The 18380-nt window shown below is 60.8% G+C and carries 10 protein-coding genes and 6 pseudogenes; 8 read left to right on the forward strand and 8 right to left on the reverse strand.

Annotated elements, in window-relative coordinates; genetic code table 11:
* Positions 1-328: 328 nt before the first annotated feature.
* From H3V53_RS30815 to H3V53_RS30835, 5 genes and pseudogenes are all read right to left on the reverse strand, one after another.
* A pseudogene (locus H3V53_RS30815) lies at positions 329-580 on the reverse strand (MFS transporter); the annotation flags it as partial.
* A 90-nt stretch (positions 581-670) separates the two neighbouring features.
* On the reverse strand, positions 671-1897 hold the full coding sequence (locus H3V53_RS30820) for an MBL fold metallo-hydrolase (RefSeq protein WP_336601086.1): 1227 nt from the start codon (positions 1895-1897) through the stop codon (positions 671-673).
* A 113-nt stretch (positions 1898-2010) separates the two neighbouring features.
* Positions 2011-3354 (reverse strand): metal-dependent hydrolase family protein, encoded by a 1344-nt coding sequence (locus H3V53_RS30825; protein WP_336601087.1) that lies wholly within the window; start codon positions 3352-3354, stop codon positions 2011-2013.
* Positions 3355-3377: 23 nt separating this feature from the next.
* A complete protein-coding gene (locus H3V53_RS30830) occupies positions 3378-4163 on the reverse strand; it encodes an alpha/beta fold hydrolase (RefSeq protein WP_336601088.1) in 786 nt (261 codons plus the stop codon).
* Positions 4160-5041, reverse strand: a complete 882-nt coding sequence (locus H3V53_RS30835; protein ID WP_336601089.1) for a fumarylacetoacetate hydrolase family protein — start codon at positions 5039-5041, stop codon at positions 4160-4162. The genes H3V53_RS30830 and H3V53_RS30835 overlap by 4 nt, the downstream gene beginning before the upstream one ends.
* 148 nt (positions 5042-5189) lie before the next feature.
* Between H3V53_RS30835 and H3V53_RS30840 the strand changes: the two genes are divergently transcribed.
* The 7 genes and pseudogenes from H3V53_RS30840 to H3V53_RS30875 all read left to right on the forward strand — a co-directional run bounded on the left by H3V53_RS30840 (position 5190) and on the right by H3V53_RS30875 (position 12305).
* Positions 5190-5903, forward strand: coding sequence for a FadR/GntR family transcriptional regulator (locus tag H3V53_RS30840; protein ID WP_336601090.1), 714 nt, complete (start codon positions 5190-5192; stop codon positions 5901-5903).
* Between the two features lie 427 nt (positions 5904-6330).
* Positions 6331-6753: pseudogene (locus tag H3V53_RS30845) on the forward strand (acyl carrier protein); the annotation flags it as partial.
* Positions 6750-7711, forward strand: a pseudogene (locus H3V53_RS30850) (UDP-3-O-acyl N-acetylglycosamine deacetylase). The pseudogenes H3V53_RS30845 and H3V53_RS30850, both read left to right, overlap by 4 nt.
* 36 nt (positions 7712-7747) lie before the next feature.
* A pseudogene (locus tag H3V53_RS30855) lies at positions 7748-9132 on the forward strand (aminotransferase class I/II-fold pyridoxal phosphate-dependent enzyme).
* Positions 9089-9668: pseudogene (locus tag H3V53_RS30860) on the forward strand (N-acetyltransferase); the annotation flags it as partial. The pseudogenes H3V53_RS30855 and H3V53_RS30860, both read left to right, overlap by 44 nt.
* A gap of 269 nt (positions 9669-9937) precedes the next feature.
* Entirely contained in the window at positions 9938-10801 is an 864-nt protein-coding gene (locus H3V53_RS30865) for a VOC family protein (RefSeq protein ID WP_336601092.1), read from the forward strand.
* Positions 10802-10944: 143 nt separating this feature from the next.
* Positions 10945-12305: pseudogene (locus tag H3V53_RS30875) on the forward strand (MFS transporter).
* Between the two features lie 134 nt (positions 12306-12439).
* On the opposite strand, the gene H3V53_RS30880 reads toward H3V53_RS30875, so the two are convergent.
* The 3 genes from H3V53_RS30880 to H3V53_RS30890 all read right to left on the reverse strand — a co-directional run bounded on the left by H3V53_RS30880 (position 12440) and on the right by H3V53_RS30890 (position 16492).
* Positions 12440-12907 carry an energy transducer TonB gene (locus H3V53_RS30880; protein WP_336601095.1) on the reverse strand — a complete coding sequence of 156 codons (468 nt, stop codon included), beginning with the start codon at positions 12905-12907 and terminating at the stop codon, positions 12440-12442.
* Between the two features lie 58 nt (positions 12908-12965).
* Entirely contained in the window at positions 12966-14231 is a 1266-nt protein-coding gene (locus H3V53_RS30885) for a sensor domain-containing diguanylate cyclase (RefSeq protein ID WP_336601096.1), read from the reverse strand.
* Positions 14232-14521: 290 nt separating this feature from the next.
* Positions 14522-16492 carry a lytic transglycosylase domain-containing protein gene (locus tag H3V53_RS30890; RefSeq protein ID WP_336601097.1) on the reverse strand — a complete coding sequence of 657 codons (1971 nt, stop codon included), beginning with the start codon at positions 16490-16492 and terminating at the stop codon, positions 14522-14524.
* A 787-nt stretch (positions 16493-17279) separates the two neighbouring features.
* Between H3V53_RS30890 and H3V53_RS30895 the strand changes: the two genes are divergently transcribed.
* Positions 17280-18344: an LLM class flavin-dependent oxidoreductase gene (locus tag H3V53_RS30895; protein WP_336601098.1), complete on the forward strand. Its 1065-nt coding sequence runs from the start codon at positions 17280-17282 to the stop codon at positions 18342-18344.
* Positions 18345-18380: the final 36 nt, after the last annotated feature.

Consider the following 18380-nt stretch of genomic DNA (forward strand, 5'->3'; position numbering starts at 1 on the left):
CAGCTTTTGGTTCAACACTAGCCGCTTGTGCAACGTGATTGGCGAGCGAAGCCTTTGTGAACGTCTCTTTCACAGGTGCGCCGGCGACCAGCTTTTTCGTCGTCCCGTTTGCAGCCTTGGCCGAGGCAGCCTTGGTAGCCGGTTTGGCAGCTTTCGGAGCAGGCTTCGTTGCGGTCTTGGTTGCCGTCTTCGTTGCAGTCTTTGCCATAGCAATTCCGCTGGATGAACCCCAAAGTGGGGGGACGTCGCCTTGTAGACGACGGACGACGACTGACCATAGGTGAGTGCTTTCAGGATACCTGGGATTGCTTCGGACACCGGCTCGGTCTATGGCTCCGCGCATGTTCTCTTCATTCGTGCGCGCGAGCGCCATGCCGAGCGCGCACAAGCAGCCCAGCAGCATGTACGTGGCGATGGTCGCCTGGCGTCCGATGCGCTCGTTGAACCACGACGCGCTGAAATAGCCCGGCACCTGCGCGACATACATCGCAACGGAATAGCCGAAGCTGCGCGTGATGCTCATGCCATGCTGCACGAGCAGGCCCGGAATCCACGTGAAAAACGCGTAGTAACTGAAGGTTCCTCTTTAGTAATATTACAGAACGTCAGCCACACGCAAGTAGCCACTGAATGTGGGAATAAACCTTCCTGCCCAGGAAAACGAGGTGGGTTAACCGCGTTTCCGCCCAATGCCAATTTGCATCAGGTCTTCGCCGATGATGAGCTGGCCCGAAAAATTGCGTTGAGCCCGCATCAGATTTGCACGCGGTGCGTGGCCCGGGGCGATGTGCGACAGCACAAGCGTTTTCGCGCCGGCTGCTTCAGCCACCTTGCCCACGTCGTCAATGGATGTGTGCGAGCTCAGCAGATGCTGTTTGAAAGCGGCTTCCTTCTCGCCAACTGGCGGCGGAAAGAGTGCGTCAACCCAGGTTGTGTCGATGACTTCATGCACGAGGACGTCTGTATTCCGCGCGAGCCTTATCAGGTTGTCGCACGGAGACGTGTCACCTGAAAACACAACGGAGCCGTCATCCGTGTCAAAGCGGAAAGCAAAAGCCGGCCAGATAGGAAAGTGATTCACCAGCGTTGCGGTGACACGTACGCGTTCGTCCTCGTGAACAAGAAAGGGCTCCATCTTCGGGACGGGCGTCTCGTTCGGACTTTTGAAGCCGCTAATTGGCGGGATGACAATGTCGTGTACCTGCATCAGGGTGCGCAGGTCCGGACGGTGTGCGTCGCGCAGCCGGTCGTTTATATCCAGTGCGTATGCCTGATACAGATAGTTGGTCATGTCGACCGTGCCCGGAGTCGGATTCTCGGGATTGACGACCGGCGGAGGTGCGGAGACTTTCTGCCCTGGGATATTGAAAATCGGCTCCATCTGTCCGCGCCGACCGGGGCCGTAAATCTGGACTGGCTGCTTTACCCCCGTCAGACCGTCGTACCAACCGTACAGAAACAGGTTGAAATAATCGATGGTATGGTCCGAGTGAAGATGCGTCAGGAAAATGCCGCGCAGGTTTTCCATGCCAGTCATACCGGACACGGTATTGATAGGACCGAGTTCGGCCTGCTTGTAGCGCTTGCCAACACCATCGCCACAGTCGACTACGTAGACCGCGTCGCCGACGACCAGAGCAGAAGAGATGCCCTCCCTGTCGCAGTTCGGCCACCAGACCGGGCCTCCCGCGGTACCTAAAAGCACGAGCCGCGTGTCGTGGCTTTGCGCCTTGCTGCGTGCTTCTGCCATCGACTGATTGCGCTGGTCAACTTCGGCTGCGCTGGCGGGCACGCCCAAAAGGAGCGGCAAGCCTGCTCCCGCCAGTTTCCAGCCCGCACCAAGAAAGCCGCGCCGCGACATACCCAATTCAAGGGCTTTACCAATGCAATCACACATCTCTTTGTCTGCCTCAGATGTTTGAACGAGCGCGGTCTCACCGCGCGAAACGCAGTGAGCTCGCTTTACTTTTTCAGGAAAGCAGCCGGTGTAGAAGACGCCCCGGCTTGTCTTCAGTGAGATTCGGCGTGCATTGCTTTCTTGACGCCTTCATCCCTCATCGGTGCGTTGCCGCCGGTCACATGGATGGCACCCTCCGGTGCCTTCATGTCATAGCAGCTCTTAATGAGTTCGCCGTCTTTCATGACGAGAGAAATCTTAGCGGGGTCCTGCAGCACTTTCAGGTCTTCGAGCGGGTTACCATCGACCAGCACGATGTCCGCGTAGTACCCCTCGGCCAGCTTCCCGATGCTGTCCGGTTGCATCATCAGTTCGCCGCCAAGCCGGGTTGCCGACAACAGTGCTTCCTTCGGCGTCATGCCAATGTATTTCACGAAATGCTCGAGGTCGCGGGAATTCGTGCCGTGCGGCATCCACGCAAAGCCGTAGTCGCCACCAGGCAAAATCCGGATGCCACGCTTGTGCATCTTGGTGAGCGTTTCGGAAGCGATTTCCAACTCGCGTGCGTAGCCCATTTTGGTCGCGACTTCTTCCGTGATACCCCACTTCTCGGCGTGGTACAACGTGCTGACAAGCCACCCAATGCCCGGAGCGACGAAGTGCTTGTCCTTGTTTGCTTCGAGCATGTCGAGTGCTTCTTCGTCCGCGAAGCTTGCGTGAAACACCAGTTCCAGGCCGTGGCGGACACACTGTTTGACTGATTCGCTTGAGCGGGCGTGAGCCGCAACACGCTTGCCTGCGCGTTTCGCTTCCGCAGCCAGCATGGCAATCTCTTCCTCGGAGAACGGAGAAACTTCCGCGGGGATTCCCGCGATATATTCACCGGAAAGATTGATTTTCAGCTGGTCGACGCCGTATTTGATGAACATACGTGCTGCACGCCGGACTTCTTCCGGCCCGCTCACGACTTCGCCAAAGTTGAGTTCACGGAACGGCAGGTGCGGCAACGTGTTATCGCCCAGACCACCGAGGGTCGTAATTTCCTGGCTGCCGGCCAGATAGCGTGGCCCAGGGAACTCACCGGCATTGATGGCATTGCGCAACACGACGTCCAGACGCGGCTTCGCAGCAGCGGCGCCGAGCGCAGACGTGAAGCCCATTTCGAGATACCGCTTCGCTACTCGAACGCACCACAGAATGTGCTCTTCTGGCGGCATGAACTGGATGGCCGACAGGGAAGGCTGGTCATTCCATGAGAAGTGCGTATGCGCCTCTGTCATGCCAGGCATGATGAACCGTCCGCGCCCGTCGATGGAGTGCGCGCCACTTGCATTCACGCTCTCGCCATTTTTTGCGACGCGGGTAATCCGGTTATTTTCGACCAGAATTTCGCCGATATAGGGGTCAGCGCCGGTGCCGTCGAAAATGTTGACGTTGGTAAAAGCGATTCTGTTCATGTCTCCTCCGGTAGATGGGGGACTTACTGCACTGACTTGTAAAAGGCCTTGAGCTCTGCGGCACACTCACCGGGCTTTTCGAAGGTCGTCCAATGGCCGCAGCCCGAGAGGACCGTGACCTTGCTTCCGGCGATGCGCTCACCCATTGCCTTGACGGCAGCCGGTTGACCCACACCATCTTCATCACCGGTGACCAGCAAGGTCGGCACGGAAATCTTTTCGACGGGAGCGGCTTGCGCGCCAGCCAATGCCTCGCAGCTTTGCGCGTATCCTTCCGGTGATTGACGCATCACGCTTTCCCGCACGAGAGCGACTGTGACTGGACGTTCTGCCTTCGTTTCAGCACTCGTCGCACCCTTCACGATGGCGTCGGCGATTTCCTGCACGCCTGCGATTCCCTTCTCCCGCGATAGCGCTGCTCGAGCCTGAATGCCGGGGCGACCCTGGTCAGGCGGAGCAAGCAACGGCCCGAACAGCGCCAGGCTTTGCACGAGTTCGGGATGCTTGATGGCCAGATGCTGTGCGACGATGGTGCCCATCGAGTGCGCGACCACGTGCGCTTTCGAAATACCCAGTTCGCTCAAAACATCAGCCAACGAATCGACGTACAGGTCGATAGATAACGGTTGCGAAGGGAGCGCCGAGCGTGCGCTGCCGGGCAGCTCGGGACGGACAACTTTCATACCTTCGAACGCAGAAAGAACCGGCGTCCAGTTATTCGATGAACCGCCGAGGCCGTGAATACAGACAACCGCCTGTCCATCACCGTCGACCTCCACCGCCATATTCTTGACCAGAAGAGTTGTCATTCGCCCACCTCGTTTTCCAGCACACCGACGTTCTCGATTTCGATGCGAACCACGTCACCCTTTTGCAGGAACTTTGGCGGGTTGAACCCGATACCAACGCCCGCAGGCGTGCCGGTTGCGATGACATCGCCCGGTTGCAGTTCGATGCCTGCGGACAGCGTCTCAATGAGCGTCGGGATGTCGAAAATCAGCTGTTTGGTGTTCGAGTTCTGGCGCAGTTCGCCATTGACCCAGCACTTCACGTCGATATTCTGGCCGTCGACTTCGTCGGCGGTAACCAGGTAAGGACCCATCGGGCAGAAGCCGTCAAGCGACTTGCCGAGGAACCATTGACGGTGCAGCTTCTGCAGGTCCCGTGCGGTGAAGTCGTTGATGACGGTGTAGCCAAATACGTAGTCCATCGCGTCCGACTTCTTGATGCCGCGGCCAGCCTTGCCAATTACAACGCCCAGCTCAGCTTCGTAGTCGAGCTGACTTGTCACGGGAGCGTGGCGGGGAATCTTGGCGTCCGGGCCGATGATGGTCGAGGCTGGCTTCGTGAAAATGACGGGCGCTTCCGGTGCGTGCTCACCGTCCTTGGCGCTACTGTCGAAGCCGGAGTTCTGGAATTCGGCTGCGTGCTCGTGATAATTCTTGCCGACGCAGAAGATGTTGCGACGCGGCTGGTCAATTGGCGCGAGTACGGTGGCGTCGCTCAGCGGACGACCCTCGCCACGTGGGCGAAGGTCGCCTTTGAATTGAGCGAACGACTGGACCAATTGGACCATGTCGCCTTTGAATTCCGGGACCAACGTCGACACTGGCCAGAACACCGATTTGTCAGCATCCACGACGGCGATGAGCGTATCGCCGTCCACACGGAGGTTTGCGAGTTTCATTAACTGGCTCCTTAGTTAGTCCAATTGGTTTGCGTATGGCGTAACTGTAGAACCATATTGGACCTCCTGCAAGTAGGGGTTAACCAATATCTCTACCAATTGGTACATGTTGTGGTAAGATTCAGCCAGTCAACAGGGGAGCATTGCGATGGGAGAAGTCGAGGCGAAGAGCCCCGTCAGGGCGACCGGCGCAAGAGCGCTCGCGGCGTATCTCTACGACGAGATTACGTCTGGTCGCATGGGTGACGGCGTCAAACTTCCTGCCGAACGTCAATTGAGCGAGCAGTTTGGTGCGTCGCGTGGTGCGGTGAGGCGTGTATTGCAGGACCTCAAGGACCGAGGCCTGATAACGCAGAGCGTGGGCAGCGGGACTTTCGTGCTTCCCGGTGCGGCGAAAGCATTGCCGCCGCCGGAAATTGTCATCGACGAGATTTCCGACACCCAGACCAGCCCCGCTGAGTTGATGGAAGCGCGACTGCTCATCGAGCCGCTAATGCCGAAGCTGATAGCGCGCAACGCCACGTCGTCCGACTTCGCACGGATGATGGAATGCATCGAGCGCTCGGAAGCTGCGCAGACGGTGGAGGAATTCGAGCATTGGGATGGCGAACTACACCGGACGTTTGCGCTGGCAACGCACAACTCCTTTTTCCTTAAAATACTCGAACTGACCAACCGCGTTCGTGAGCAAGGTGAATGGGGGCGGCTCAAACGCCACTCGCTGACGCCTGAGCGCCGGAAAGAATACGAATTGCAGCACCGCGCCATTGTCGAAGCGCTGCGTGACCGCGATGCCGACCAGGCTAGCGAAGTTCTTACCGGTCACCTTCGTCAGATTCAACACAATCTTTTCGGGCTCTAAGCCTCCAGCTCGCGAGGTTTCGCCGTGAGTGACTCCGAAATGGACCGCTCCCAGCCACTGAAGGCCTCGCGACTCACCTAGTTGCTCGACTGACCATTCGGCGCCGGCGAGATTACGGTCACGAGACTCAAGGAGCATATCCTCCGCCCGATGGCGCCGGGTGCTCATACGCATTCTGACGGGCAGCTTGTCTATGCCGCGGCCGGTGTCCTGGCTGTTGGCAGCGACGTTGGCTATTGAGTCGTGCCGCCGACCCGTCCCGCTATGGCTATCCCTGGTGTGCGCCATCGGGCAAGAACCCGCGGCGACGTCCCGCTAGGTTCAGTGATGTTAGTGGCTCCAGCGCCTGTATTGGCTGAAAGTGCGTGCTCGCCGTGACGCCGTTGATGCGCGAGTTCATCAACGTTCTTGCTGACAAGGCTACGGCGTCGCGGCGCTGCCGCGCACCGAAGCGCTCGCACTAGTGGAAGAGACCCTGCGCGCGCAGATCGCGCGCATCCTGCATCTCGCGCCTGAAAAGATCGAGCTGGAGCGTTCCGTGCTCGACATGGGCATGGACTCGCTGATGGGCATGGAACTCGGCATGGCGGTCGAAGAGACCTTCGAGGTCAAGCTTTCGTTCATGGCCATCCCCGAGGGGGCAACCGTGCGTTCGCTCGCGGTGCGCATCGTCGAATCGATCGAGGCAGACGCGGAATCTGACGATTCGCCGCTCGACGCGCAGAGCGCCGCGCAAGCCGAAACGGCGGCGATCGCGGCCGATCTCGCGCGCAAGCATGCGCTTGACGTCAACGCCACAGAGGCGACGCCCGCCATTGCGGGCAAGCGCGCCGAGGAACTGGTCGAATGAGGGCGCCCGAAGGCTGGCGCGACACGCAAGGCACGCTCGCGCGCGAACTGACGCTCACGGGCCACGGCCTGCATACGGGCCGGCGCGTGAATGTGCGCATCCTACCAGTGCGGGACGCATCGGTTGGCCACGGCATCGTGTTCCGCCGGCTCGAAGCAGGCCGCGAAGTAGCCACGCTGCCCGCTCATCCCGCTTTGCGCGAGGCTCAGCCGCTTTGCACGATGCTGATCGCGCGCGCGGGTGCTGGCGAAGGCGTTGGCGTGCGCACGGTCGAGCATCTGCTCGCCTCGCTGCTCGCGTGCGGTATCGATCACGCGGTCGTGGAACTCGACGCCGAAGAGGTGCCGATTCTCGACGGCAGCGCCGCGCCCTGGATCGAAGCGATTGAGGCTTGCGGGCGCATGGCGCTCGTGCGGCCCCAGCGCTTTATCCGCGTGAAAAAGCCTGTCGTGGTGAGCGACGGGGCAGGCGCTCAGCGCCGCGAAATGCGCATCGAACCTGTGCGCGCTACGAGATCAGCGTGCGCAACGACCTCAAGGGTTTCGGCGACATGCATTGGGTAGGCGCGCTCACGCCCGACGTGTTCGCGCGCGAGATCGCGCCGTCGCGCTCGTATGGGCGCGTGAAGTGGGCGCTGCTCGCCATTGTTGCCGGCTACGTGAAGCGCACGCCGATTCTGCGCGGCGCGCGGCTTTCGTGTACAGCGTCGATCGTCGGCAATCGCGTGATTGGCGGTATGCGCCTGCCCGACGAATTCGTGCGCCACCGCGTGCTCGACCTCGTCGGCGACCTCGCGCTCGCGGGATCGCCGTTGCTCGGGCGCGTGAGTGCGCTGCGGCCGAGCCATGAAATGAACTACCGGCTCCTCGCCGCGCTGCTCGCCGAGCGCGACGCGTGGGAATGGGCCGAATGCGCCGTCAACGAAGCCGGCGCTCAAAGCACAACAAGCGCGGACTGAAGTCGCGCGCCAGACCGTACAGGGAACAGGCAACAGATGGGAATCGGCGATCAGATCCGTAAGCAGCTCGCGGCAGCGGCGCTCAAGCGCCAGCTCGAGCGCGTCTCGGGCGAGGCGCAGGCGCAGCTCGATGGCGCCTGCGCGCCTGCTGGTGCGCGTGCCGGTGCGCAGCCTTCGTCGTGGGACGCTCGTGGGCGCTTCGAAGCGATGCCGCTCTACCAGCAGGTCAAGCTCCTCAAGCAGATGGGCGAGACGCTGAACGTGGCGTCGCCGTTCTTTCGCGTGCATGAAGGCATGGCTGGCGCCACAACGACGATCGGCGCGCGCGAGTACATCAACTACGCGAACTACAACTACCTCGGCTTTGCCTCCGAACCCGCTGTGATGGCGGCCGCGCAGCACGCGATCGATCGCTACGGCACCTCGGTTTCGGCAAGCCGCATGGTGGCGGGCGAGCGGCCCGTGCAGCGCGAACTCGAACGCGCGCTCGCGGCGTTCTACGAAGCCGAAGACTGCGTGGCGTTTGTGAGCGGCCACGCGACCAACGTCACGGTGATCGGCGCGCTGTTCGGCCATGGCGACCTGATCGTGCACGACGCGCTTGCCCACAACAGCATCGTGCAAGGCGCCCAGCTAAGCGGTGCAAAACGTCTGGCCTTCGCGCACAACGACTGGCGCGAACTCGATGCGCTGCTTGCGCGCGTGCGCGGCGAGTATCGCAACGTGCTGGTGGTCATCGAGGGCCTCTACAGCACGGATGGCGACTATCCAGAACTTGAGCGCTTTGTCGAGATTCGCCGCCGCCATGGTGTGTTTCTGATGGTCGACGAAGCCCATTCGTTCGGTGTGCTTGGCGAAACGGGCCACGGCATTCGCGAGCACTGCGGCGTGCCGTCGAGCGAAGTCGATCTCTGGATGGGCACGATGAGCAAGACGCTGGCGGGCTGCGGCGGTTTTATCGCGGGTTGCCAACCGCTCATCGACATGCTGCGCCATCTCGCGCCCGGTTTCCTCCATAGCGTCGGCCTCGCGCCCGCGCTCGCAGCCGCGTCGCTTGCTGCGCTCAAAACGCTGAAGGCGCAGCCCGAGCGCGTCGCGGCGCTGAAGGCGCGCGGCCATCAGTTCCTGCAGGAAGCGCGCGCTGCGGGCCTCGACACCGGCACGAGCGCAGGCTACGCCGTGGTGCCGGTCATCACGCGCAGTTCGCTGAAGGCCGCGCAATGGGCCAATGCGCTTTTCGAAGAAGGCATCAACGTGCAGCCCATTTTCCGGCAGTGGAGGAACGGGCCGCGCGGCTGCGCTTTTTCATTTGCTCGACGCATGAACCCCAGCAGATCACGCACACGGTTGCGGCGCTCGCTCGCATTGTGAAGGCGCATGTCGACGGTAACCGCCACGCCTTTCGCCTTCGCTGCGCCTGATGCGCAAGCGCCTTGGCCTGCGCTCACGTTCCGTGCCGCGCGCGCAAGCGACGCGGCGGCCTGCGCGCCGCTCGTGTTCGCCTCGGGCGCGCACGAGTTCGTGTTCTTTCTCGGCGTGCCAGCCGCGCAATGCATTGCGTTTCTAGCTTTTGCGTTCGCGCTTTCGGGCGGTCGCTTTTCATGGCGCCGCCATGAAGTGGCCGTCGATGCACGCGGCGAGATCGTCGCGGTGCTCGCGGCACACGATGGGCGCCGCATTCTCGCCGACGATCCGCACGTCGCGTGGACGCTCGCACGTTACTTCGGCATCCTGCGTACTGTGCCGATGCTGCTGCGCGGCCTCGTGCTCGAGACGGAATTGCCGAAGCCGAAGCGCGCGCAAACGCTCATCGCCCACTGCGCCACGCGCACTGACGCGCGCGGCACGGGGCGTTTTCTCGGCGCTGTTTGAGCGTGCGCTGCGTGGCGAAGTCGGCAGCGCGCGAGGACCCGACGCCAACGGCGATGCCGGCCGAGAGATCGTGCTCGACGATCTGCTGGCGATAACTTCTAAAGTCATACTGTTAAAGCTTCTTAGGCAACATACGCCTGCGGTTGGAAGGCGGTTCCAGTCACATTTGTTGCGGCCAAATCCTTCAATAACCGATAGGGACTCGCCAGGCGGTTGCATCCTTGGCGGCCGTCGCTGATCGGCAGCGCTCGTTTACTTCCGTCCGGAGGCCGCCCGAGGCGACCTGGCAGGAAAATTATGCACACAGCGGTAATGCTCCTATCCTGAAGACAGGCGAACCGCAGGGTCCCTGTCATGATCAATTTGCACGAACTCCGGTATGTTCGGCTCGGTACCCGCGACATCGACGCCGCGGCGAAGTATGCGGCCGATATCCTTGGATTACAGTTGGTGCGCCGCGAGGGTGGGTGGGTCTACCTGCGCTCCGATGAGCGCGATCACACGCTGGTCTACTTCGAGGGCGATCCGGGCGACCATACGATCGCATTCGACGTCGTCACGAACGAGGCGCTCGAGCATGCGGGCACGGTGTTAGAGCAGAACGGTTTCCAGGTGCGTGCCGGCAGTCGCGACGAGTGCGATCAACGTCGCGTACACGCGTTCATCAGTTTCAAGGACCCGTCGGGCAACGGGATCGAACTGGTATTCGGCGCCTTGCAAAGCGGCCGCCGCTATTTTGCGTCGCGCGACGCCGGAATCACCGGCTTCAGCCACGTGGGTCTGCGCACCAGCGATCCGCGGCGCGACGAGATCTTCTGGACGAAACTGTGCAATGCGCGCGTGAGCGACCGCATCGGACCTGCGCCGCTGCTGAGAATCGACGAGGTACATCACAGGATCGCCCTTTTTCCGTCCTCGTTCGCCGGCATTCAACATATCAATCACCAGGTCGAAAGCATCGACGACGTCATGCGCGCCTGGTACGTCCTGCGTGAAAAGGGGGTACCTATCCGGTTCGGGCCCGGGCGGCATCCAACGTCAGGCGCCATCTTTCTCTACTTCGAGGGGCCTGACGCAATGACTTACGAATATTCGACAGGCGTTCGGCTGATCAGGCCAAACGAGGAGGCGAGTTACTGTCCCCGCCAGTTCCCGTTCGATTCGACCGGCTTTTGCATGTGGGGCGCCAAACCCGACATTCCAGAGTTTCAAACCTGATGCGCGATCAGGTTCATCGCTGATCACGCAAGAACAACATCGAGGCCACTGGAGACCGAGTCCTGAGAACGCGCGGCGCACGCTTGCTGCCAGCACCCTGCTCAAGGAGACGGCCCGGACTTCGCGACTACAGAGAGAACGCTATGGCGACGATCAAAACGGTCGATGTCGAGGACTTCATCAACTCGCACAGCCTGACGAGATATCAGCTTGTGATCGTCGCGCTGTGCTTTCTGGCAGTCGCGTTCGACGGTTTCGATACGGCAAGCGCCGGATATATTGCGCCTGCCATCAGGAAGCAATGGGCATTGAGCGCGCTTCAGTTGGCGCCCGTGTTCGGCGGCGGCCTGTTTGGCCTGATGATAGGCGCGCTCCTGTTCGGTCCGCTTGCCGACCGGTTTGGGCGCAAGCCCATCCTCTGTCTTTCAGTGGCGCTTTTCGGCGTCCTGTGCTGTGGTCTGCGTACGCGACTTCTCTGCGCGGACTCATACTATTGCGATTCCTGACTGGCCTGGGGCTTGGCGGAGCCATGCCTACGGCCATTACATTGACATCCGAATTCGGTCCCGGGAAACAGCGCTCGCTATTGGTGACGAGCATGTTCTGCGGCTTCACGTTAGGCGGGGCATCAGGAGGCGTGGTCGCCTCGCAGATCATTCCCGCGCATGGCTGGCAGGGCGTGCTGTTATTCGGTGGCGTAATGCCGTTGGTACTAGTGCCTGTTCTGGTATGTCTTCTGCCCGAGTCTGTCCGGTACCTGGCGTTGTCCGGCCGGAAGCAGGAGCAAGTGGCACGCACGCTCCGACGCATCGCGCCGCATGAGGCCCTCGACCATGCGACGTTCACAGTCCCCGAGAACAAGGTTAAGGGCTCCCCGGTCCGCAACCTTCTCAGCAAAGGCGTGATCGTCGGCACCGTCTGCCTTTGGCTTACCTTCTTCATGAGCCTGCTGGTGTATTACCTGCTCACAAGCTGGCTGCCGACGGTCATTAACGAAACAGGCATCCCTCTGGGTATGACTGCATTGGTCGCTGCGGCGCTGCCCCTGGGTAGCACAGTTGGCGCCGTGCTGATCGGCCGCCTGATGGACAGGCACAGTCCCTGTCTGGTGCTCGCAGGTACCTACGGTATTGCCACAACGTTTATCCTGCTCATCGGCGTCGCTTCGTCGTTGCCGATGCTCGTGTTCGCAGTCTTTGGGGCGGGTTTTGGCACGGGCGGCTCGCAGACAGGCGTCAATGCACTGGCGGCGGCCTACTATCCAACCTCCAACCGGGTTTCCGGCGTGAGTTGGGCTCTTGGCATTGGCCGGGTGGGTTCGATCGTGGGCTCGGCGGTCGGTGGAGCCCTGCTAGCGATGCATCTGGGCCAGCCCATCATGTTCATCCTGGTTGCGATTCCCACTATCGTCGCCGCAGTCAGCATGTTTGGCATGGGACGCCACGAGGCAGCGCTCAGGTCGTCTGGAGTCGCCCGACCGCTCCCCGGTTCGGTCAAGCTGTAGGTGAGTGTCGGCGCCGAATTAGATCGTCGCGCTCGCTTTTGCTTGGGGAATGGAACCGACCCCGGGGGCGCTGCGGCGATGATGAAATGAGGGCGCCCGTTGAACGAGGCGTCCTCATTGCTGGCGGAATGCGGTTACGGGCGAAGCTCTGCTGACTCCTGCATGGCTGACTGCATTTTCTGCACGGCATCAAGCGTCGCACGCTGCGCGGCAAGGCCGAAGTTATGCTTGAACTCGCTGAATTCGGCGTGGCCCGAACCCGTCACGGACTTCTTCGTCACAAGCTTGCCGCTGGGGTCCGTGATTGTGCATTCGAGCGTCACGCTGAAATCCGTCGGCGGCCAGGTGAGCAGGCTCTGCGACGACGACGTCGTCATAATCGAGGGCGTCACGATGTAGCTGAGGTTCTTCGACTGCGAAGTCGCCGGTCTTCGCACTGAAATGCGCTCGAAGACCGTCACATCGTCGCCACCACGACCAGCCGGCACGTGGTTCGTCTCACAACTTGTAGGCCATAGCGCTTTAAAGGTCGAACCCACCGATCCGAGCCCTTGCGGCCGCTTTTCCCCGCGACCTGATCCCATTACCGAACGGGCGGTCATCCCGCCCGTTTCGGGACAGCATGCGGCGCGCGCGTCCGGCGTTTTGCTGAAACATGACCTATCCCGCTTCGACACGATTACGGCCAGATTTCTTGGCTCGATAAAGCGCGCGGTCCGCTCGCTTCATTAACGTGTCCACGTCGGCCTCATGTGCTTCGCGGGTAACGACGCCGATACTCACCGTGAACGGAATCGGTTTGAGGCGCGATATGTGCGCGAAATCCTGTCGTTCGTAACGTTTGCGCAACGCGTCCGCGATGTCATAAGCGCGACTGGCATCAGCGCCTCGCAGCGCCGCGACAAACTCTTCGCCGCCCCAACGAGCGAACAGACATGGCCGGCTCATCATTGACGCTCCAACCTTCGCGAGCGTGCGTAGCACCTCATCGCCGGCATCGTGCCCATGCTCGTCGTTGATTTCCTTGAAAAAATCGATGTCGAGAATGAAGACCGAAAACACGTCTGTGTCGCCAAGTAACGTTTCTATGTATTCCAGAAACTCCCGACGATTTGGCAAGCCTGTCAGCGCGTCAGTCGTGGCCTGCTTTTTCAGCAGTTCCATTAGCCTGGCACGATCGGTGATGTCGCGTACCACCGCCATGAATTCGACCCCACCGTTCAGGTCGATTCTGGAGACCGCGATTTCGACGGGTATGATCGAGCCGTCACGATGCTGACCGTACACGCTATTGGTTTCGTCCATACGTGGGGCAGTCGCCCGCCGCAGGTTCGGCTGGTAGGAGTCCGCGAACTGCTTCACCTTGCGTGGGTGGTCAGCGCGGAACTTCTCGGGCAACAGGGTTACGATTGGCTGACCCATTACTTCGGCTGACGAATAACCGAAGAGGTTCTCCGCCGCACGGTTGAACAAAGTGATGTTGTGCTTCTCGTCCATCGTCACGATCGCGTCGTAGGCCAGGTCGACCAGGGCACGATATCGCGAGGCCTCGACTTCTGGCTCCTGTCTTTGGTCGGTCCTTGCGCTCATGTCGAGACAAGTCATGAGAATCTTGTGCACACTGGCGCCGTTGCTCTCATGCCTGATCGGTTTAAGCGACAGACGCCACCAGTTGCCGCCTGTCTGGATGTCGTGAGTTTGCTCTGATTGCTGCACCCAGTCGGACCTAAAGCACGCGAGCAATTTCTCGCGGAACTCATTCGCTACCGAATCCGTCACCATTGCGTCGAATGGAACTGGAAAAGTCTGTGCGTCGTTGACCGGTGCGCCCGTCAACTGGAAAAACTGGTTATTGCAAGCGGTGACGATGAGTTGCTTGTTCTCATCAAGTCCGATCATGGCGACGCATGCGGCGATGTCATTCATGACTGGGTTTCTCTTCCTTGAACCGATCAGACAGGCTTCGCCTTACGTCACCTTACAAAAAGCGCGTTTAATCGCCAGCGAGGTGATTGATAGCCGTCGGACAGGCAGTAAGTCTAAAACGTTCACTGATTTATCGGCCGTTTGTGGCTAAAACTTTATGAGCGTAAGTCGAGACTCGAGGACCGGTGCGTGTATGCGTCAAACAAGGCTGCGAGCGTTAGTGCGACGTGTCGCGGGTGGATCACATTTACGAAGCGCGTGCGATCCCCACATCAGCGTTGCGCAGGATGTCATCGGGGCTCGATCTGGCCAAGCCGCTCCGTCAGCGATTGCGGGTGGCCATCGAACAGCGCCGCGTAGTAGACCGTGTTTGACAACACATTCTTGACGTAGTCGCGGGTTTCGTTGAACGGAATGGTTTCCGCGAAAATTGCGCCCTCCACTGGGCGAGGCAGGTTGGCCTGCCACCTACGCGGGCGTCCAGGGCCGGCATTGTAGCCGGCCGTCGCGAGCACGGCAGAACGGTCAAGCTGGTTGTAGATCATCGACAGATAGTACGTGCCGAGCAGAATGTTCGTGTCGAGTTCGTTCATCCTCGCCTGCGAGATCGTTCCGAGCCCGATCTTCTTCGCGACCATCTCAGCGGTGTTCGGCATCACCTGCATCAGGCCGCCCGCGCCCACCTCGGAGCGCGCATTGATAATAAAGCGCGACTCCTGGCGAATGAGGCCATATGCCCATCCGACGTCGAAGCCGGTGGACCGCGTGTCGCGTTCCACAATTGCGCGGAATGGCGTCAGGTAACGCAGCGAAAAATCGTGTTCCGCCTGTGTCCTGTCGGCAGTGCTGACCGCCCGATCATAAAGCTCGATGCGGCGCGCGTACTCGGCAACAGCGATCAGCTGTCGGTCAGTCATGCCGCGCAGTTGCCAGTTCCACTCACGGTTACCCTCCGTGCGCAGATTTAGCGCGTAAAAGCGTTTTGCCAGTTCAAAGCCTGGTATCCGGCTGGCACGTTCAACTTCTTCGTCGGTTACGCGGGTCTGCGGCGGGATCACGATCTGCCGGCCAAGCGCCTCGGAGGCCAACTGACCATAGAAGGTGTAGTTAGCCGCGATCGTCCGGAATGCCTGGTCGGCTGCCATCACCTCGCCGCTCTCCTTTAACGCGCGTGCGTACCAGTAGAGCCATGCGGGTTGGGCGCGCAGGGCGGCCGGCATCTGCTCGATCGACCAGCGCACCATAGTCCAATCCCCGGCCAGCAGGGCGCTGCGCGTGCGCCACTCGTAGGCTTGAGTCGACAGGGGCGCGTTCGCCGACAGCCGATACCAGTTCACCGCGCCCGGTAGCTGCCTGATCGCCGCCTGATAGGCAATTGTGCCCCAACCGATAGCCCGTTCCGCCAGGCTGAGCGACGGCGCGATGACGGTGAAGGTGGCCTCGGCGCCCTGCGGATCGCCGACCGCCAACTGTGTGACGGCGAGCAACGCGAGTTGATGAGACGCCGAATCCAGCGGGATGCCTTTGGCAAGCAGCAGACGTGGCCCTTTCGTTGCCTGCTCGAGGAGCCGCGGGTCTGGTCGCGCCGCGCCCAGCGCATCGACCAGTCTTCCGCCCGTCGTCGTCGCGCCCTGTTCATAGCCCTGGCGAATCAGCTGCCACACGTCGTCCGAACCGAACTGCTGGTTACGGTAGAGCGCAGTGATCAGATCGACGCATCCGTCACCGTACCACTTCGGGTCCACGAGCAGGGCGCGCGCCGCGTCCGCCACATTTTCACCTCGCGCAAGACGTGACTCGAGCGCATAGCACTTCACCTGCGCGTCGTCGTCGAGAGCGAACTTTGCATATTGCGAATCGAAATTGGGCCAGTCGTGCCGTGCTCCGAGCACGCGAAGGTAGTCGTTGCGCAGACGGTCGGCGATCGCCTGTCCGTCGTAGCGTTGCAGGAATGACAGCACCGGCGCGTCCGGTGCGTCGGGATTTGGATGCCCCGCACCAGTGAACAGACGCGGCTTGAGTTGGAAATAGCTGAGATAAGCCGGCGCCGGATAATTCGGAATCAGGCTCGCGAGGCGCGCGGCGCGCGCGGGATCGTTGTCGCGCGCAGCGTCACGCAGCTTGATGAAAATCTGATCGTCGGCGGATAGCGAGGCGACCGGGGTGGGATGTCCGGCTAGCACCGGGCCAGATATGACCAGTGTCACGACGGCAAGGGCAGAGCCGAGCGCGCGAGACGCCCGGTGAAGTCGTGTGGACATCGCTGTTTTCTCGTTGTTTCGGTGCAGAACATTGAGCCAGAGCTTAGGCCGCAACCGGGGGAAGCGAAGCGTCGAAAAACACTGGACTCAACCCGCAATTCGGCTCTTTGGGAACCCGATGACTGGACCACCCCGGCAGTTTAGTGGCCGCTGTTTCGCGCCGTGCATCAGCGCTGGACTTGGCAATGCGCTGCAGAAAGTCTTGAGCGCGGTGTGGGTCCGTTCTGGCGGCTCTGGTGCAAATAGTTGGTCCAGCCGACAAGAATTTAGTAAATATGGATGCCTTGTCAGTTTAAGAGAACAGCGTTCCAGGCGGCGGCCGAAACGGTGTCCCTGAAGCCGGGATCGCGGAGGTCAAACTGGCCCTTGTGGATGCCGAGGCATCAACTCAATGCCCGGAATGGTGGTCGTGGCATTCCTGAATCGCTTGAAGCCAAGTTCACCTTCGTTCCCGACTTGACGTTTCGATGGTCCTGCTCAACCAGACTGTTCGGATACTACGAGGACCGGACTTTCGTTTCTGCGGGTAGCAGACCGACCCTTGAGCCTGACGCGCCGGCCTCATATTTGCATCAGAACCGCTGCCCTAGCCGGTGACGCTGCGCGATCAGGTGCTAACCGGCGGCGCGTTCGAAGTGCCTGCAGGTTAGAACACACGCTGAGCCGCATCGACGGCATGTGTGCAACATGCCATTTCGATAAATCGATAGCAGCACAAAATAGATCGCGCGAACGGATGCAGCGGTAGCATACACGTCCTCAATGGACGTGTATCGATCAGGCACCGATGGCAACAACCTCACTCCCGCGCTTCGGTATTTGGGCGCTCGTGCACGCCAGCCGTGCAGCGTTGCAGGACCCCGACGAACCCTACGATGCATCCTGGGCCCGCAACAAGGCACTCGTGCTCGAGGCTGAGCAACTCGGCTACGATTCGGTGCTCGTCGCGCAGCATACAATCAACCCGCACGACGCTTCGTTGGATCAACTCGAAGCGTGGACGGCGTCAGCGGCACTGGCGGCATTGACTTCGCGCATCGAGATCATCGCTGCGATCAAGCCGTATCTCTATCATCCCGTCGTGCTGGCAAAGATGGCGCAGCAGATCGAGCACATCAGCGGCGGACGGTTCGCGATCAATCTGGTGAACGCGTGGAACCGTCCGGAACTCGAGCATGCTGGCATCGGGTTCCCTGAGCACGATGAACGCTATGCATACGGCCGCGAATGGATCGCAGTGGTGGATGCGCTGTTGCGCGGCGAAACGCTGAATCATCACGGCGATCATTTCCGTATCGACGACTACGCGCTGCGGCCCGCCGATCCGTTCCGCGCACGTCCGCGTATCTACGTGGGCGGTGAGTCGGAGCCGGCGCGCTCGTTGGTGGCGGCGCACGGCGATGTGTGGTTCATCAATGGCCAGCCGTATGACGATGTCGCGCGTCTGATCGGCGATGTATCAGCGCGAACCCGACGAGCGGGGCAGGCTCCATTGCGCTTCGGCTTGTCGGCGTTCGTGATTGCGCGACCGACGCAGGCCGAAGCCGACGCACACCTTGCGCATCTCTTTGCACTCGCCGAACTCGACAAGCCCTTGCGCGATCGCCAGAAGGCGAATATCGATCCCAACGTGGTGATGATCCAGACTTTCGCGCAATCGGCGCGCGTGGGATCGAACGGCGGAACGGCGGCGGGGTTGGTCGGTGATTACGACACGGTGGCCCAGCGTATCGCTGAGTTCCATCGTGCGGGCATCGAACTGTTTATGCTGCAGTTTCAGCCATTCGAGGCCGATATGCGAATCTTCGCGCAAGAAGTGGCGCCGCGCGTGCGCCGCCTGCTTGCCGACTGATCGCACAGAATGACAGCGGGCCACGTTACGACGTGG

It is taken from the genome of Paraburkholderia bengalensis, from assembly GCF_037126505.1.
Lineage (GTDB): Bacteria > Pseudomonadota > Gammaproteobacteria > Burkholderiales > Burkholderiaceae > Paraburkholderia > Paraburkholderia bengalensis.

Bases quoted from the DNA above. Each gene is read 5' to 3' on its own strand.
- H3V53_RS30820 (WP_336601086.1), bottom strand. From the start codon at position 1,897: ATGTGTGATTGCATTGGTAAAGCCCTTGAATTGGGTATGTCGCGGCGC.
- H3V53_RS30825 (WP_336601087.1), bottom strand. From the start codon at position 3,354: ATGAACAGAATCGCTTTTACCAACGTCAACATTTTCGACGGCACCGGC.
- H3V53_RS30830 (WP_336601088.1), bottom strand. From the start codon at position 4,163: ATGACAACTCTTCTGGTCAAGAATATGGCGGTGGAGGTCGACGGTGAT.
- H3V53_RS30835 (WP_336601089.1), bottom strand. From the start codon at position 5,041: ATGAAACTCGCAAACCTCCGTGTGGACGGCGATACGCTCATCGCCGTC.
- H3V53_RS30840 (WP_336601090.1), top strand. From the start codon at position 5,190: ATGGGAGAAGTCGAGGCGAAGAGCCCCGTCAGGGCGACCGGCGCAAGA.
- H3V53_RS30865 (WP_336601092.1), top strand. From the start codon at position 9,938: ATGATCAATTTGCACGAACTCCGGTATGTTCGGCTCGGTACCCGCGAC.
- H3V53_RS30880 (WP_336601095.1), bottom strand. From the start codon at position 12,907: ATGACCGCCCGTTCGGTAATGGGATCAGGTCGCGGGGAAAAGCGGCCG.
- H3V53_RS30885 (WP_336601096.1), bottom strand. From the start codon at position 14,231: ATGAATGACATCGCCGCATGCGTCGCCATGATCGGACTTGATGAGAAC.
- H3V53_RS30890 (WP_336601097.1), bottom strand. From the start codon at position 16,492: ATGTCCACACGACTTCACCGGGCGTCTCGCGCGCTCGGCTCTGCCCTT.
- H3V53_RS30895 (WP_336601098.1), top strand. From the start codon at position 17,280: ATGGCAACAACCTCACTCCCGCGCTTCGGTATTTGGGCGCTCGTGCAC.